Annotated in this window: 13 protein-coding genes and 2 tRNA genes; 12 read left to right on the plus strand and 3 right to left on the minus strand. The window is 74.0% G+C overall.

Going from position 1 to position 15,993, the window contains the following annotated elements:
- Positions 1-19: 19 nt before the first annotated feature.
- Together ACIRSU_RS21930 and ACIRSU_RS21935 are read right to left on the minus strand one after the other, a co-directional pair.
- Positions 20-3,604: a PAS domain S-box protein gene (locus ACIRSU_RS21930; protein WP_403794594.1), complete on the minus strand. Its 3,585-nt coding sequence runs from the start codon at positions 3,602-3,604 to the stop codon at positions 20-22.
- A gap of 197 nt (positions 3,605-3,801) precedes the next feature.
- Positions 3,802-4,260, minus strand: coding sequence for an SSI family serine proteinase inhibitor (locus tag ACIRSU_RS21935; protein ID WP_403794597.1), 459 nt, complete (start codon positions 4,258-4,260; stop codon positions 3,802-3,804).
- 235 nt (positions 4,261-4,495) lie between these two features.
- Between ACIRSU_RS21935 and ACIRSU_RS21940 the strand changes: the two genes are divergently transcribed.
- A tRNA-Ser gene (locus tag ACIRSU_RS21940) sits at positions 4,496-4,586 on the plus strand.
- Between the two features lie 296 nt (positions 4,587-4,882).
- Positions 4,883-4,955 (plus strand) — tRNA-Arg (locus ACIRSU_RS21945).
- Positions 4,956-5,037: 82 nt separating this feature from the next.
- On the opposite strand, the gene ACIRSU_RS21950 is transcribed toward ACIRSU_RS21945, so the two are convergent.
- A complete protein-coding gene (locus ACIRSU_RS21950; protein ID WP_403794599.1) occupies positions 5,038-5,700 on the minus strand; it encodes a TetR/AcrR family transcriptional regulator in 663 nt (220 codons plus the stop codon).
- 123 nt (positions 5,701-5,823) lie between these two features.
- Here ACIRSU_RS21950 and ACIRSU_RS21955 point away from each other — a divergent pair, with 123 nt between their 5' ends.
- The 10 genes from ACIRSU_RS21955 (at position 5,824) to ACIRSU_RS22000 (ending at position 15,971) form a co-directional block, all read left to right on the plus strand.
- Positions 5,824-6,303 carry a cupin domain-containing protein gene (locus ACIRSU_RS21955; protein WP_403794602.1) on the plus strand — a complete coding sequence of 160 codons (480 nt, stop codon included), beginning with the start codon at positions 5,824-5,826 and terminating at the stop codon, positions 6,301-6,303.
- A gap of 101 nt (positions 6,304-6,404) precedes the next feature.
- Positions 6,405-7,028, plus strand: coding sequence for a histone deacetylase (locus ACIRSU_RS21960; RefSeq protein ID WP_403794605.1), 624 nt, complete (start codon positions 6,405-6,407; stop codon positions 7,026-7,028).
- 56 nt (positions 7,029-7,084) lie between these two features.
- Entirely contained in the window at positions 7,085-7,927 is an 843-nt protein-coding gene (locus ACIRSU_RS21965; protein WP_403794608.1) for a Bro-N domain-containing protein, read from the plus strand.
- Between the two features lie 47 nt (positions 7,928-7,974).
- A complete protein-coding gene (locus ACIRSU_RS21970) occupies positions 7,975-8,829 on the plus strand; it encodes a DUF2797 domain-containing protein (RefSeq protein ID WP_403794956.1) in 855 nt (284 codons plus the stop codon).
- A gap of 80 nt (positions 8,830-8,909) precedes the next feature.
- A complete protein-coding gene (locus ACIRSU_RS21975; RefSeq protein WP_403794611.1) occupies positions 8,910-9,245 on the plus strand; it encodes an antibiotic biosynthesis monooxygenase family protein in 336 nt (111 codons plus the stop codon).
- A complete protein-coding gene (locus ACIRSU_RS21980; protein WP_403794613.1) occupies positions 9,232-10,182 on the plus strand; it encodes an amidohydrolase family protein in 951 nt (316 codons plus the stop codon). The genes ACIRSU_RS21975 and ACIRSU_RS21980 overlap by 14 nt, the downstream gene beginning before the upstream one ends.
- 19 nt (positions 10,183-10,201) lie before the next feature.
- Positions 10,202-10,969, plus strand: a complete 768-nt coding sequence (locus ACIRSU_RS21985) for a response regulator transcription factor (protein ID WP_403794616.1) — start codon at positions 10,202-10,204, stop codon at positions 10,967-10,969.
- 8 nt (positions 10,970-10,977) lie between these two features.
- On the plus strand, positions 10,978-12,480 hold the full coding sequence (locus ACIRSU_RS21990; RefSeq protein WP_403794619.1) for a sensor histidine kinase: 1,503 nt from the start codon (positions 10,978-10,980) through the stop codon (positions 12,478-12,480).
- A gap of 102 nt (positions 12,481-12,582) precedes the next feature.
- On the plus strand, positions 12,583-13,833 hold the full coding sequence (locus ACIRSU_RS21995; RefSeq protein WP_403794622.1) for a glycosyltransferase: 1,251 nt from the start codon (positions 12,583-12,585) through the stop codon (positions 13,831-13,833).
- Entirely contained in the window at positions 13,830-15,971 is a 2,142-nt protein-coding gene (locus tag ACIRSU_RS22000) for an ArnT family glycosyltransferase (RefSeq protein WP_403794625.1), read from the plus strand. Before ACIRSU_RS21995 ends, ACIRSU_RS22000 begins: the two co-directional genes overlap by 4 nt.
- Positions 15,972-15,993 lie beyond the last annotated feature (22 nt).

The raw sequence follows: 15,993 nt of genomic DNA on the forward strand, positions 1-15,993 counted from the left end.
GACAGGCCCCGCCCGAGGGTCAGTTGGTGCCGATCTTCGCGAGCAGGTCCACGATCCGGGCCTGCACCTCGGTGCTGGTCGACCGCTCGGCGAGGAAGAGCACCGTCTCGCCCGAGGACAGCTTCGGCAGCTCGGCCTCGTCGAGGTCCGACGACGTGTAGACGACGAGCGGGGTGCGGTTCAACTGCCCGTTCGCACGCAGCCAGTCGATGATCCCGGCCCGGCGGCGGCGCACCTGCATCAGGTCCATCACCACCAGGTTCGGCCGCAGCTGCTGGGCGAGCGCGACCGCGTCCGTGTCGGCAGCCGCCCGCGCCACCTGCATCCCGCGCCGCTCCAGGGTCGCCGCGAGCGCCTGCGCGATGTCGTCGTGCTCCTCGATCAGCAGGACCCGGGACGGGTGCTGCTCGCTGTCCCGGGGCGCGAGCGCCTTGAGCAGGACGGCCGGGTCGGCGCCGTACGCCGCCTCCCGCGTCGCCTGCCCGAGGCCCGCCGCGAGCAGCACCGGCACCTCGGCCGCCACGGCGGCCTGACGCAGCGACTGGAGCGCGGTACGGGTGATGGGCCCGGTCAGCGGGTCGACGAAGAGCGCGGCCGGGAAGGCGGCGATCTGCGCGTCGACCTCCTCGCGGGAGTGCACGATCACGGGGCGGTAGCCGCGGTCGCTCAGCGCCTGCTGTGTGGCGACGTCCGGCGCGGGCCAGACCAGCAGCCGGCGGGGGTTGTCCAGCGGCTCCGGGGGCAGTTCGTCGTCCACGGGCTGCGGCTGCGGCCGGTTCGCCACCTCCACGGCCCCACCCGGCCCGTCCAGCGGCTCCGGCCCCTCCGCCGATCCCTCGGCGGGCGCCTCTATCGCGTACGCACGGCCTTCCGGCGCGGGCGCCGGGCTCAGCTTGGGTACGGGGACGGTTCCGGGAACAGGTCCGGGAACGGGCCCATGCGCGGGCGTGGGCGTGGGCGTGGGAGCCGGAGCAGGAGCCGGCGTCGGTGTCGGCACCGGAGCCGGAGCCGGTACGGGCTTGGGCTGTTCCTGCACGGCGGGCTCGGGGCGGTTCTCCTCGGCCGGGTTGCCGAGCTTGCGACGCCGGCCGGAGGGGCTCGCGGGCGGCGCGAGGGGCACACCCTGCCCGAGGGTGCGGACGCTGAACGCGCGTCCCTGGGTGGCGGTGCCGTCCTTGGGCGCGGGGACGGCCGGGGCTGCGGGAGCGGGAGCCGGGGGCGTCACGGGGGCCGCGGGGACGGCCGCGGGAACCTCCGGCGGGAGCGGAATCGAGCCGGTACCGGTCCCGCCGGCCGTCGCCGTCGCCGTCCCCGTCGCCGTGGCAGGCATGGCAGGCATGGCAGGCATGGCAGGCATGCCAGTCGTGGCGGCGGTGGGCAGCGGGTGCGGCTGCGGCGGCGTGTGGTCGTCCTCCGGCGCCGTCCGTACGGCGTCGTGCACCGCGGCGGCACGGTCGGCCTCGGCGGGCCCCAGCGCGAACGGCGTGCGCGGCCCGGCCTCCTGCGCGGCGGCGCGTTCCTGGGCGGCCGCGAGCGCCCGGCGGCGCCGCCCGGTGGGCTGCGCGCCCTCCTCGGTGGCGGCCGGGGCCGACGCGACGGCGGGCAGCGCGAGCGCCGGGGCGGGCACGGGCGCCGTCTCGACGGGCACGCCCTGCGGCGGGACGGCCGCGCCGAGCGCCGGCCGGGCCTGCGCGCCCTCGGCGGCGGTCACGACGGCGCCCTCGGCGGGCCGGCCTCGGCGCCGTCCGGTCCCCGAGGGATCGGTGCCGGTGGTGTTCTGGGCGGGGATCAGCTCATGGGGCGTACCGGCGGCCGGGGTGTCGTCCATGCGGCCGCGGCGCCGCCCGGTCGGCTGGGCGTTCTCCGGGGCGAGCGGGCTCTCCAGGAACGCGTCCGTGGAGGCCCGGCGGGCGCGCCGGCGCCCGCTGCCGAGGGTGGCGTCGGAGGACGCCTGCGCGGGCAGCGAGGCAACGGCGGGCAGCGCGAGCTGCTCGGAGCCGCCTTCTGCCTGCCGTGCCTTCTCCCGCTCCGGCGCCGGCTCCGCGGGGACGGTCCCGCGTCCGGCGCCGAGGGGCACCTCGACGACGTACGCGCCGCCGGTCGTCCCCGGTACCTCGTGGGTCTGCACGACACCGCCGTGCGCGGCGACGATCCCGCGTACGACGGGCTGGTGGACGGGGTCGCCGCCCGGGTACGGGCCGCGGACCTCGATCCGTACGACGTCACCGCGCTGGGCGGCGGCGACGACGATCGTGGAGTCGCCGGACGCCTCGCCCGGCGCGGCCTTGCTCTTGCCGGTGGCGTCGACGCCGGCCACGTCCGCGACGAGGTGCGCGAGCGCGGTGGTGAGCCGTACCGCGTCCACCTCGGCCTCGATCGGCGGCGCGTGCACGGCGAACTGTGCCCGGCCGGGCCCGATCAGCTCGACGGCCGCGTCGATGCCGCCCGTGACGACGGCGTGGAGCAGGGCGGGGGCCTTCTCCAGCTCCTCGGCGCCGGAGTCGAGGCGCTGGTAGCCGAGGACGTTGTCGACGAGGGTGGTCATCCGGGTGTAGCCGGCGGCCAGATGGTGCAACACCTGGTTGGCCTCGGGCCACAGCTGCCCGGCGTCGTCGGCGGCGAGCGTGCCGAGCTCGGTGCGCAGCTCCTCCAGGGGGCCGCGCAGCGACTCGGCGAGCACGGCGGTCAGCTGCTCGTGCCGGGCGGCGAGCGCCTCGTACCGCTCCTTCTGCTGCTCCAGCTCGGTCGCGTGCCGCTCGGCGCGGTCGGCGAGCTCGGCGGCGTGCTCCTCGACCAGCTGCTCGTACTGCCTGCGGTCGGTGAAGGTCATGACGGCGCCGACGAGCTGGTCCCCGTCCCGTACCGGCGCGGTGGTCAGGTCGACCGGCACCCGGTCGCCGTTCTTCGCCCACAGCACCTGGCCGCGGACGCGGTGCTTGCGCCCGGACTTGAGCGTGTCGGCGAGCGGGGACTCCTCGTACGGGAACTCGGTGCCGTCCGGGCGCTTGGCGAGGATCAGCGGGTGCAGCTCGGCGCCGCCCAGCTCGCCGGCGCGGTAGCCGAGGATCTGCGCGAAGGCCGGGTTCACGAGGACCACGCGGCCCTCGGTGTCCGTGCCGACGACGCCCTCGGACGCGGCGCGCAGGATCATCTCCGTCTGGCGCTGGGAGCGGGCGAGTTCGGCCTCGGTGTCGACGGTGCCGGTGAGGTCCCGTACGACCAGCATGAGGAGTTCGTCGCCGGTGTAGCCGCTGTACGAGTCGTACGCCTCGCGCCCGTCCTCCAGGCTGGCGCTGGTCACCTCGACCGGGAACTCGCTGCCGTCCGTGCGGCGCGCGACCATCCGGCTCGGGCGGGTGCGGCCCCGGTCGTCGGCCGGGTCGGGCCGGCGCATCGAACCGGGGATGAGCCGCGAGTCGAACTCCGGCAGCAGATCGAGCAGCCCGCGCCCGACGAGCGCGGTGCCGGGGGTCTCGAACATGCCGAGCGCGATGGTGTTGGCGTTGACGACCGTGCCGTTGCAGTTGACGAGGACGAGGCCGTCGGGGAGCGCGTCGAGTATGGCGGCGAGGCGAGCAGCGCCTCGGGATGGCCTGCTGCTCACGAGACGCTTCCTCCCTGAACCCACTGCCTGCATGTGCCTGCAGCCCTTGCCTGGTGCGTGTGCCTGGTGCGTGGTGCCTGGTGCCAGTGACGGGGCCGACGGGCCCCTATCTTGCCGCCGGGGGCCCCGGCCTGTCACGGAGGGAGTCTAAGGGAGGACGGCCCTCCGCCTGGGGACACGGGGTGCGGGTTTGGTGATCACCCCTTGACGTGCGGAAGGACGGGGCGGAGGTTCTCCCAGCGGTCGATCTCGCAGCCGTTCACGCGGGAGAAGCGGGCGTCGACGGTCCGCCCCTGCCAGGTCCCGGTGATGTGCGCGGTGGCCGGGCCGCCGTACTGCTCCGTGCACATCTGCCCCTCCGGCACCGCCGCGAACGGATCGTCCGCGCCCCCGCCGGCGCGCGTCAGCTGCTCGAGCCGCTTGCACGCGTTCTCCGCCGCCGGATGCGTCCCGCCCGGCGCCGCCGTCCCCCCGCTCCCCTCGCTACCCCCGCACTCCAGCCGGAACGTCCCGTCCGCCTCCGCGTACCCGCTGCGCTCGATGCTCACCGTCAGCGAGGTCGCCGGGGCCGGCGCCGAGAGCAACGGCAGAGGCGGCAACGGCCCGACCCCGACGGCGGAGGCGGCGACGGTCGCGAGGAGAAGAGGGCTGAGCATGCGGACTCCTGTCGGGTGGCGGGGCACGGCCTGCCCCTGCGGTGTTCCTCCCTCCCTAACGCTCCCGCCCCCGCTCCGTTGCGCAACCGGAACGCGCCGGCCGAGCGGGGCCACGCGGGCCGCCCAGGGCTTTGCCCTCGGCCCCCGGCGCCTAGTACGGTGATAAGCGATTGGTGGCACACGGTTCGTCTGTGTCATCATCTGCACGCACCACTCGCGTACGCGCGGGGTGCATGGAGGCGTCGCCTAGTCCGGTCTATGGCGCCGCACTGCTAATGCGGTTTGGGTCTTAAAGCCCATCGAGGGTTCAAATCCCTCCGCCTCCGCAGAACGATCGAAGCCCCGGCCCTTGTGGCCGGGGCTTCGATCGTTTTCCCGCACTGCCCTTGTGGACGAGGCAGTGGTGTGACCCCGGTCTCTTTCCGCCCGTTTCCGCCGCGCAAGACGCTTCCGCTTCGGCCCGCAGCCCCTCCGGGCGACTCCGCCGTGTGAGGCGTTTCCGCAGGTCAGAGGGGGTGTGGCCAATGGATTTCACATGACGGCGGGACTCATGTAATGTTCTTCCTGTCGCCGGGACAGCGGGCCGAAAGGGCCGGGAAACGGAGACAAAAACTAAAAACAAGCACTCGTAGCTTAACGGATAGAGCATCTGACTACGGATCAGAAGGTTGCAGGTTCGAATCCTGCCGAGTGCACAGAGTCGAGAGGCCCGGACGAGAGTCCGGGCCTCTCGCGTTGTCGGCGTATCCCGTACCCGCGTGGGCCGCGGCGCCGGCCTCAGTCCGTCGCGGGGTGGTACGGCGTGTCCGGCTCCATGGCGACGTGGCGGCCGATGGTGTCGGGGGTGGGTGCGGCCGCGGGGAGGGGGCGGGCTCCTTCGGGGCGCAGGCCGTGCAGGTAGACGGCGACGTGCCGGGCGGCGAGTGCCGCGCTCACGTCGTCCGGAAGATGGGGCATGGGGCGGCAGGCCATGGCGGCCGCGGTGATCAGGTCCTCCGGTGTGATGTCGTCCCGTACGGCGCCGGCCGACCGGGCGGTCGCCAGGACGTCCTCCACCGTGTCACGGATGGCGTGTTGGAGTTCCTGGACCCGGGGGTCGCGCACGACGGGGCCGCCGATCAGCGGGAGCACCAGACGGTCGCGCTGTTCGAGTACGCGCCGGAAGAGGCGCTCCAACGCGCCCGTGGGATCGGCCGGTTCCGCACGGGCCGCCTCCACCGCGGCCAGGCAGATCTCGAAGCCGTCGACGATGACCTGCCGGACCAGTGCGTCGCGGTCGGGGAAGCGGCGGTACAGCGTTCCGGGGCCCACTCCGGCGCGGCGGGCGATGTCGTCGAGGGCGACCGCGGTGCCCTGTTCCCGGAAGAGCGCGCGGGCGGCCGCGAGGATCTTCTCCCTGTTGCGCTGGGCGTCGGCTCGCAGGGGCGGCTCGGTCGTCATCCGACGATCGTAGGCGGCACGCATCCCTCACTGAACCGGAGAAATTTCTCCGGTTCAGGCGTACGGTGGGGGTCACGCGATCGGCACCACAGCGCCGACAGCGCCGACAGGGAGGACTCACGCATGTCCGCAGACCGCTTCGTCCTGCTGCAGCCCGAAGAGACCCGGCAGACCCGCTTCCCGTTGCCGCCCGGCTTCGGTATCAAGGTCGGCACCGCCGACAGCGAGGGCCGGCTCGCCGTCCTGGAGAACCGGCTGGACGTCGACATACCGCCCCATGTGCACGAGAGGATGGACGAGTTCGTCTACGTGCTGGAGGGCGAGATGGAGATCGACTTCCAGGGGACGACGTACCGCCTGACGCCCGGCATGTGCGCGCTCCTGCCGCACGGCGTCCCGCACGCCATGCGCAACGCCTCCCAGCCTCCCGCGCGAACGCTGCAGATCTCCACGCCGGGCGGCTGGGACCACTTCCTGGAGGACCTCTTCGCGGCCGGCCCCGCCGTCCGCACCGCCGAGGGCGCCATGGACCTGGAGAAGGTCAACGTCATCGGCGAGCGGTACGGCATGCGCTACACGCCGGGCGTGATGACCCTCGACTGAGCTGCCGTCGGCGGCGACGGCGGGCTCGCCCACCGGCCGCCACGCCCACCCTCCTACGGCTGCCGCCGACGCCGCCGCCCCAGGCGGTAGCGTCCGGCGGCATGGTCGCCGAGGTCTGGTACGTCGCTTACGGGTCGAACATGTGCGGGGCGCGGCTCAGCCGCTACCTGGCGAGGTGCCGGGACCGGTGCGAGCCGCGGGAGTCGAGGGCGGTGGTGGTGCCGGGGGCGGTGTACTTCGCGACCGAGTCGGCGGTGTGGGGCGGCGGGCGCGGGTTCTACGACCCGGGGGCGGACGGGGTCGTGTGGGCGCGGGCGCATCTGCTGACCGCCGGGCAGTTCTCGGACATCGTCGCGCAGGAGATGTACCGGGAGGTGGGAGGAGGAACGGGAGGGGGAGGGGACGGGGAGCTGGATCTGGCCGCGGTCGTGGCGTGCGGGCGGGTGGAGTTCGGGACCGGGCGGTACGAGACGGTGGTGTGCGCCGGGGAGCTCGACGGGCTGCCGATGCTGACGTTCACCGCGCCGTGGGCGATGGACGAGGTGGAGCACCGGGAGCCCTCGGAGGCGTATCTGCGGCTGCTCGTGGCCGGGTTGCGGGAGGCCGGCGCCTGGAGCGCCGACGAGATCGCCGGCTATCTCGCGGCGCTGCCGGGAGCCGTGGGCCGGTGGTCGGCCGAGGAGATCCTTGGGATCGCTCCCACACCTTCGGGTGAACCGGACTGATTCCCATGTCAGTTGAATATGCCTTCGGATTAACGTGCAGACGGAGGTGAAGTCCGATGAACGCCACCGATGCCATCGACGTCGACGACTTCGTGTACGCCGCCACCGGAGCGCGGCTCCGCAGGCTCACGCTGCCGGACGGGACGCACTGGTTCCCCGCCGTGGACGCCGCCCGCCAACTCGGCTATGCCAGCGCCCGCCAGGCCCTCCGGGCCCATGTCGCCCCCGCACTCCACACCACTGTTGCCGAACTGCCCACCGGCGGCGGCGACGGCGACGACGCCGGACTGAAGGCCGCCACCCGCGTCGTCTGCCTCGAAGGCCTCGTCCAGCTCGTCAACGCCTCCGCCCGCCCCGCCGCCGCGCCCTTCAAGGCCTGGGTCGCCGAAGTCGTCGCCGGCGTGCAGCGCGACGGTTCGTACGGTCTGGAGCTCTCGCCCCTCCGCGCCGCCGGGTTCGTCCTGCCGCAGCACCTCCTCGACGTCCTCGTGCGCCTGGAGGAGGGCAACCTCCGGCTCGACGAGGAGCAGACCGCCCTCCTCCGCGAGGCCGGGCGGGAACTCCACCGGATCGCCGAGTCGCTCCAGCGCATCCCGCTCCCCGCGATCCCGTCGATCCCAGCCCAGCGCGGTGTCCCCGCCCTCACCTCGCAGGAACTCCTCGACTCCTGGCGCGCCCGCAACCTCGTCGTCGGCGCCGACGTCCACGCCGTCGCCGCCTATCTCGCCCCCGCGCTCGTCCGCGGCGGCGTCCGCTACCGCCTCGAAGAGGTCGCCCGCCGCACCGGCCTCACCGCCGAACGCGTCCGCGACTGCGTCCGCACGCTCGTCGAGCGCGGCTGCATGCGGTACGCGGGAAGCGGTGGCGCCGACGGAGGACTGCTGTACGTGCTCCCCTGAACCTCCGCGTTGTCAGTGGGGCGTACGACACTGGACGCATGGTCGGCATGGGCGTGTGGCGCAGCAAGGGTGTCTCCTGGCGCGACGGCGCCCCCGCCCTGCGCTGGGCGGGCGGTCGCGTCAGCCCGCTCGCGTACGGAAGGGAGATCGCCTTCCGGGCGGTGGGCGAGCGGCACTGCGCCGGCGCCCGCGGCAACGTCTGTCCGACGGCCGCCGTCGTGCCCGCGCGCAGTACGGGCGGGCGGTGCGCCGAGTGCGCGCGGCTCGACCGGGCCCACTCCGTGGCCGCCGACACGATCGCCGACGACCCCCGCCCCTACCGCGTCTACCTCGCCTGGTCGGGGCCCGGGATGGTGAAGGTCGGCATCACCGCCGAGGAGCGCGGCGACGCCCGGCTGCTCGAACAGGGCGCGGTCGCGTTCAGCTGGCTCGGGCGCGGGCCGCTCATGGCCGCGCGGCGCACGGAGGAGGTGCTGCGGCACGCGCTCGCCGTGCCCGACCGCGTCCCGTACGCCCGCAAGCGCGCCGTCCGGCACACCCTGCCGCCGGCCGCCGAGCGGGCGCGCGAGGTCGGCGAGCTGTACGGGCGGGCGACCGGCGTCCCCGCCTGGGCGGAGACCCTGGAGGTGCTGCCCTGCGAGGTCCACGACCACGCGCGGCTCTTCGGGCTCGACGCCCTCACGTCGTACGACGCCGCGGTCACCGGACTCGTCGACGGCGGAGTCGTCGCCGGCCGGCTCCTCGCCGCCGCCGGGCCCGACCTGCATCTCCTCGACCGCGCCGGGCGCACCGTCGTCCTCGACACCCGGCTGCTCACGGGCTGGGACCTCCACCGTGCCGCGCCCGACGAGGCCGTGACCGTGCCACTGGCCTGCGGCGAGAGCCAGGGAGCGCTGTTCTGAAGCGCTGAACCGTAAAGTCTTGGATCCCTTCGCCGGGCTCCCATGGACACCGGCCGCCCCGCCCCCGCAGGGTTGATCACATGACCCAGAGCCTGGTGGCGGGCATCGAACCGCCTTACTACACCGCTGTCTTCACCTCGATCCGGCCCGACGCCCCCGAGGGCTACGCCGAGACCGCCGCCCGTCTGAACGAGATCGTCAAGGACATCCCCGGCTTCCTCGGCTACGAGTCCGCCCGCACCCCCGGCGGCATCGGCATCACGATCGCCTACTTCCGCGACGAGGAGGGCCTCATGGCCTGGCGGCAGAATCCGGAGCACGCCGCCGCGCAGCGGCGCGGCCGCGCCGAGTGGTACGACGCGTACAGCCTGCACATCGGGAAGGTCGAGCGGAGCTACAGCTTTGTCCGCGAGTGAGGCCGCGAGCGAGGCCGCGAGTGAGGCCGTCGAGGTACGCACATGGGCCCGGCGCCTCGGGCTGTCCGGGCTCGTCGACGTCCACACCCACTTCATGCCGCAGAACGTCCTCGACAAGGTGTGGGCCTACTTCGACTCCGCCGGGCCGCTCACCGGCCGCCCGTGGCCCATCACCTACCGCGCGGAGGAGGAGCGCCGGGTCGAGCTGCTGCGCGAGTTCGGGGTGAGCGCGTTCACCTCGATGGTCTATCCGCACAAGCCCGGCATGGCGGCCTGGCTCAACGACTGGGCCGCCGGCTTCGCCGCCCGCACCCCCGGCTGTCTGCACACCGCGACCCTCTTCCCCGAGCCCGGGGCGGCCGGCTACGTCCGCCGGGCCCTCGACGAGGGCGCCCGGGTCTTCAAGGTGCACGTCCAGGTCGGCGGCTTCGACCCGGGCGACCCGCTCCTCGACGAGGTGTGGGGGCTGCTCGAGGAGACGGCGACCCCCGTCGTCATCCACTGCGGGTCCGGTCCCGCGCCCGGCGCGTACACCGGCCCGGCGCCGGTCGCGGCGCTCCTCGCCCGCCGTCCCCGCCTGCGGCTGATCATCGCGCACATGGGGATGCCGGAGTACGGGGAGTTCCTGGACCTCGCCGAGCGGTACGAGGGCGTCCACCTCGACACCACCATGGCCTTCACCGACTTCGCCGAGGAGCTGGCGCCCTTCCCGGCGGGCGAACTCAAGCGGCTGGAGGTCCTCGGCGAACAGGCCGGCCGGATCCTGCTCGGCACCGACTTCCCCAACATCCCCTATCCGTACGTCCACCAGCTCCACGCCCTCGAACGGCTCGGCTTCGGCGACGACTGGCTCCGGGCGGTCTGCCACGACAACGCCGTGCGCCTCTTCTCGCTTTCTCAGGAAATTCACAGGGAAGCGAAAGGAACGTCTCACTAGCCGTGGACACCTTGGTCGCATGACTGCTGCGACCACTTCCCGCTCGCGGACCACCTCGCGCACCACGTCGCGGACCACCGCGCGCACCGCCGCCGATGCCTCCACCGTCCGCGTCCTCGTCGTCGACGACGAGGCGTCGCTCGCCGAGCTCCTCTCGATGGCCCTGCGCTACGAGGGCTGGCAGGTGCACAGCGCGAGCGACGGGGCCGGCGCGCTGCGGACCGCGCGGAGCTTCCGGCCCGACGTCGTCGTGCTCGACATGATGCTGCCCGACATGGACGGGCTCGCGGTCCTCGGGCGGCTGCGGCGCGAGCTGCCCGACGTGCCGGTGCTGTTCCTGACGGCGAAGGACGCCGTCGAGGACCGGATCGCCGGGCTGACGGCGGGCGGCGACGACTACGTCACCAAGCCGTTCAGCCTGGAGGAGGTGGTGGCCCGGCTGCGCGGGCTCATCCGGCGCTCCGGGGCCGCGCAGGCGCGCAGCGAGTCGCTGCTCACGGTCGGCGACCTCACCCTGGACGAGGACAGCCACGAGGTGACCCGGGGCGGCGACTCGATCCACCTCACCGCCACCGAGTTCGAGCTGCTGCGCTATCTGATGCGCAACCCGCGCCGGGTGCTCAGCAAGGCGCAGATCCTGGACCGGGTGTGGTCGTACGACTTCGGCGGCCAGGCGAACGTCGTCGAGCTCTACATCTCCTACCTGCGGCGGAAGATCGACGCCGGGCGCGAGCCGATGATCCACACCCGGCGCGGGGCCGGCTATCTGATCAAGGCGGCGGAGTAAGGCGAGCCGTGCGCCTGATCCCCCGGCGCCCCTGGTCGCTGCGCACCCGGCTCGTCCTCTCCGCCGTCGGCCTGATCGCGGTCGTCTGCGCCGTCATCGGGACGGTCACGACGATCGCGTTCCGGTCGTACCTGTACGAGCAGGTCGACCGGCAGGTGCAGGAGGTCGCCAACAGGGCCGCCGGCCCCCCGTCCTCCGCGCCCGGTCCCGGTCACGGTCCCGGCCGCTCCGAGACCCCGCTGGGCTTCGTCATCGGGCCCGGCGCGCCGCTCGGGACGGTCGGCGCCCGGGTGGAGGACGGGGAGGTGACGTCCGCGGACGTCTCCGTGGCGCCGCCGGAAGGGGTGTACGGGCCGCTGTACGTACGCCAGCAGCTCGACGCCGGGCAGCTCGCCGCCCTCGCGGCCGTGCCCCGCGACGCCGACCCGCACACCGTGGCGCTGCCGGGCGGCCTCGGCGACTACCGGGTCGTGTACGGGACCGGCAGGAACGGCGACTTCCTCATCGGGATCCCCCTCACCGGCCTCCAGGACTCCCTCTCCACCCTCGTCGTCGTCGAGCTGAGCGTGACCGCCGCCGGGCTGCTCGCCGCCTCGCTCGCCGGGACGGTGCTCGTGCGGGTCGCGCTGCGGCCGCTGCGGCGGGTGGCGGCGACGGCTGCGCAGGTCGCCCGGCTGCCGCTGCACAGCGGGGAGGTGGCGCTCGACCACCGGGTGCCGGAGGCCGAGGCGGATCCGCGTACGGAGGTCGGGCAGGTCGGCGCTGCGATCAACCACATGCTGGACCACGTGCATGCGGCGCTCGACGCGCGGCAGCGGAGCGAGACCCGGGTCCGCCAGTTCGTCGCGGACGCCAGCCACGAGCTGCGCACGCCGCTGGCCTCGATCCGCGGGTACGCGGAGCTGACCCGGCGCGGCCGGGAGGAGCAGGGGCCCGACACCCGGCACGCGCTCGGGCGGATCGAGTCCGAGGCCGTCCGCATGACGGGCCTGGTGGAGGACCTGCTGCTGCTCGCCCGGCTCGACAACGGACGCCCGCTCTCGTACGAGAGCACCGATCTCGCCCTGCTCGTCGTCGACGCCCTCTCCGACGCCCGCGCCGCCGGACCCGACCACCACTGGCGCCTCGAACTCCCCGGCGGCGGCGCCGCGGTGAAGATCCCCGCCGACGGCGCCCGGCTCCACCAGGTCCTGGTCAACCTGCTCGCCAACGCCCGCACCCACACCCCGCCCGGCACCACCGTCACCGCCCGCCTGCGCGAGACCCCGGGCCACGCGGTCGTGGAGGTCGAGGACGACGGACCGGGCATCCCGGCCGGCCTCCTGCCCTCCGTCTTCGAAAGGTTCGCGCGCGGCGACGCCTCACGGTCCCGGGCCGACGGAAGCGCCGGCAGTACGGGCCTGGGCCTGGCCATCGTCCGGGCCGTCACCCTCGCCCACGGCGGCGAGGTGACCGTCGACAGCGCCCCCGGCCGCACCGTCTTCGCCGTAAGGCTCCCGCGCCGGCGGTAGCTCCCGAGCAGGCCGTAAGGCTCCCGCGCAGCCGCTGAACTCACAGGCCTGCCACAGCCTCAGCACACGGTCATGACAGCCGCCCCGCCGAGGCTCTCCGTCATGCGAACGCTTCCCGCGCGGGAGCACCTCCCCGTGGGCGCGGCCGGCCGGCCCGTCCTCGACGTGGTGATTCCCGTCCACAACGAGGAGAAGGACCTGGAGCCGTGCGTGCTGCGGCTCCACGACCACCTCTCCCGCACCTTCCCGTACGCCTTCCGCATCACGGTCGCCGACAACGCCTCAACCGACACCACCCCCGACGTGGCCCGGGCGCTCGCCGCCCGCCTCCCGGCCGCCGTCCGCTCGGTACGGCTGGAGGAGAAGGGCCGCGGCCGGGCCCTCCGCACGGTCTGGTCGGCCTCGGACGCGCCGGTCCTCGCGTACATGGACGTGGACCTGTCCACCGACCTCAACGCGCTCCTGCCGCTCGTCGCCCCGCTCATCTCCGGCCACTCCGACCTGGCGATCGGCTCCCGGCTCGCCCGCTCCTCGCGGGTCGTGCGCGGGCCGAAGCGGGAGTTCGTCTCCCGCGCCTACAACCTGATCCTGCGCGGCTCGCTCGCCGCCCGCTTCTCGGACGCCCAGTGCGGCTTCAAGGCGATCCGGCGGGAGGTGGCCGAGCGGCTGCTGCCGATGGTCGAGGACTCGGGGTGGTTCTTCGACACCGAGATGCTGGTGCTCGCCGAGCGGGCGGGGCTGCGGATCCACGAGGTGCCGGTCGACTGGGTCGACGACCCGGACTCGACCGTGCACATCGTCCGTACCGCCACCGATGACCTGAAGGGCGTGCTGCGGGTGGGGCGGGCGCTCGCGACCGGGTCGCTGCCGCTCGACCGGCTGGCCCGGCCCTTCGGCGACGACCCGCGCGACCGCGAACTGACGGGCGTGCCCCGCGGTCTCGCCCGCCAACTGGTCGGCTTCTGCGTGGTCGGCGTCCTCTCCACCCTCCTTTACCTCGCCCTCTACTCCCTCTTCCGGCTCGGCGCGGGCCCCCAACTCGCCAACGCCGCCGCCCTCCTCGTCTCCGCCGTGGCCAACACGGCCGCCAACCGCCGCCTCACCTTCGGCGTCCGCGGCCGCGACCGCGCCGCCCGCCACCAGGCACAGGGCCTCGTCGTCTTCGGCATCGGCCTCGCCCTGACCAGCGGCTCGCTCCTGGCGCTCGGCGCGGCGACCGGCGAGCCCGCGCACTCCACCGAACTCGCCGTGCTGATCGTCGCCAACCTCGCCGCGACCGTCGTGCGCTTCCTCCTCTTCCGCCTCTGGGTCTTCCCGGAGCGCTCCCCTCGTGCAAGGACCTCCACTCGATGAACTTGCCGGACAACGCACGGCTCCGACGCCTCTGGCGCGGCCGGCCCGAGGACGCGCCCTGGGTGCGGCCCGCCTTCCTGGGCCTGCTCCTCGCCACCGCCGCCCTCTACCTCTGGAACCTGAACGCCGGCGGCTACGCCAACTCCTTCTACTCCGCGGCCGTCCAGGCCGGCAGCCAGAGCTGGAAGGCCTTCTTCTTCGGCTCGCTCGACGCGGCCAACGCCATCACCGTCGACAAGCCGCCCGCCGCGCTGTGGCCGATGGCCCTGTCCGTCCGGCTCTTCGGGCTCGGCTCCTGGCAGATCCTCGTCCCCGAGGTGCTGATGGGCGTCGCCACGGTCGCCGTCCTGTACGCGGCGGTCCGCCGCCGCTTCGGCGCGGGCGCCGGCCTGCTCGCGGGCGTGGTGCTCGCGCTCACCCCGGTCGCCGCGCTGATGTTCCGCTTCAACAACCCGGACGCGCTGCTCGCGCTCCTGACGACCGTCGCCGTCTACTGCGTGCTGCGCGCCCTGGAGCTCGACGAGGGCGCGGGGCGGTGGCTGGTGCGGGCCGGGGTGGCGCTCGGGTTCGCGTTCCTCACCAAGACCCTGCAGGCGTTCCTGATCCTGCCGGCGCTCGCGCTGGTGTACGTGGTGCTCGCGCCGGGCGGCCTGGCGCGGCGGCTCGGGCGGCTCGGCCTGGGCGGGCTCGCGCTCCTCGGGTCGGCGGGCTGGTGGGTGGCGCTGGTCGAGCTGTGGCCGGCGTCCTCCCGCCCGTACATCGGAGGCTCGCAGAAGAACAGCTTCCTGGAGCTGACCTTCGGCTACAACGGACTCGGCCGGCTCAACGGCGACGAGGTGGGCAGCGTGGGCGGCGGCGGCAGGGGCGGGGGCCCCGGCCGGATGACGGTCGACCTGCCGGCCGGCATGGAGCTGCCCGGGCGTGGCGGCGCCGGGGGCGGGCCCGGTGGCGGCTGGGGCGAGACGGGCCTCGGGCGCATGTTCAACGACCAGCTCGGCGGCCAGATCTCCTGGCTGCTCCCGGCCGCGCTGATCCTCCTCGTCGCCGGGCTCGTGGTGACCTGGCGCGCGGCGCGCACGGACACGGCCCGCTCGGCGTTCCTGGTGTGGGGCGGCTCGCTGCTGCTCACGACGGGCGTGTTCAGCTTCATGGCGGGCATCTTCCACGAGTACTACACGGTGGCCATGGCCCCGTACGTGGCCGCTCTCATCGGCATGGGCGCGGCGGTCCTGTGGGAGGAGCGGAACCGGTTCCTCGCCTCCGCGACCCTGGCGGCGGCGGTCGCGGTGACGGCGGTGTGGGGCTGGGTGCTCCTCGGTCGTACGCCCGACTGGCAGCCGTGGCTGCGCCTGCCGGTGCTCGTCGGCGGCTGCGTGGCGGCCCTCGGGCTGCTCTTCGCGGGCCGGACCGACCGTCGCCTCGGCTTCGCGGCGGCGGGCCTCGCCGTCGCGGCCGGTCTCGCGGGCCCCTTCGCGTACACCCTCACCACGCTCGCGGAGGGGCACCAGGGCTCGATCGTGACGGCGGGCCCGGGCGGCCTGCGCGGCCCGGTCGGTGCCGGGATGAAGGGCAGGGGCCGCATGTTCGTCACGTACGGGCCGGGCCCGGGCGGCGGTCAGGGCGCGGGCGGTCAGGGCGCGGGGCAGCCTCCGACGGGCGGCCAGGGCATGGGGCAGCCGCCCGTGGGCGGCCAGGCTCCCGGCGGGCCCGGAGGCGCCGGCGGCCAGGCTCCCGTAGGCCGTGACACCGCCCCCGGCGGAATGAACGGTCTCCTCAACGGCTCGACCGTCAGCGCCGAGGCCAGGCGGAAGCTCATGGCCGACGCCGACTCCTACACCTGGGTCGCCGCCGCCATCGGCTCCCAGAACGCCGCCAGTTACCAACTCGCCACGGAGAAACCGGTGATGGCGATCGGCGGCTTCAACGGCAGCGACCCGTCGCCGACCCTCGCGCAGTTCGAGCAGTACGTGGCGGAGGGCAGGATCCACTACTTCATCGCGTCCGGCGGCGGCTTCGGCGGCGGCATGGGCGGCGGGAGCGCGATCACCTCCTGGGTGGAGGCGACCTTCGAGAAGGTCACCGTCGGCAGCGCCACCTTCTACGACCTGACCAGCAGGAAGCAGCTCGCGAAAAAATAACCCCTATACAGCGTAAGAGAGA

It is taken from the genome of Streptomyces sp. NPDC101160, assembly GCF_044768205.1.
In the GTDB taxonomy this organism is placed as follows: domain Bacteria; phylum Actinomycetota; class Actinomycetes; order Streptomycetales; family Streptomycetaceae; genus Streptomyces.

Coding starts and splice junctions, on each gene's coding strand:
- ACIRSU_RS21935 (WP_403794597.1), bottom strand. CDS start 4,260: ATGCTCAGCCCTCTTCTCCTCGCGACCGTCGCCGCCTCCGCCGTCGGG.
- ACIRSU_RS21950 (WP_403794599.1), bottom strand. CDS start 5,700: ATGACGACCGAGCCGCCCCTGCGAGCCGACGCCCAGCGCAACAGGGAG.
- ACIRSU_RS21955 (WP_403794602.1), top strand. CDS start 5,824: ATGTCCGCAGACCGCTTCGTCCTGCTGCAGCCCGAAGAGACCCGGCAG.
- ACIRSU_RS21960 (WP_403794605.1), top strand. CDS start 6,405: ATGGTCGCCGAGGTCTGGTACGTCGCTTACGGGTCGAACATGTGCGGG.
- ACIRSU_RS21965 (WP_403794608.1), top strand. CDS start 7,085: ATGAACGCCACCGATGCCATCGACGTCGACGACTTCGTGTACGCCGCC.
- ACIRSU_RS21970 (WP_403794956.1), top strand. CDS start 7,975: ATGGGCGTGTGGCGCAGCAAGGGTGTCTCCTGGCGCGACGGCGCCCCC.
- ACIRSU_RS21975 (WP_403794611.1), top strand. CDS start 8,910: ATGACCCAGAGCCTGGTGGCGGGCATCGAACCGCCTTACTACACCGCT.
- ACIRSU_RS21985 (WP_403794616.1), top strand. CDS start 10,202: ATGACTGCTGCGACCACTTCCCGCTCGCGGACCACCTCGCGCACCACG.
- ACIRSU_RS21995 (WP_403794622.1), top strand. CDS start 12,583: ATGCGAACGCTTCCCGCGCGGGAGCACCTCCCCGTGGGCGCGGCCGGC.
- ACIRSU_RS22000 (WP_403794625.1), top strand. CDS start 13,830: ATGAACTTGCCGGACAACGCACGGCTCCGACGCCTCTGGCGCGGCCGG.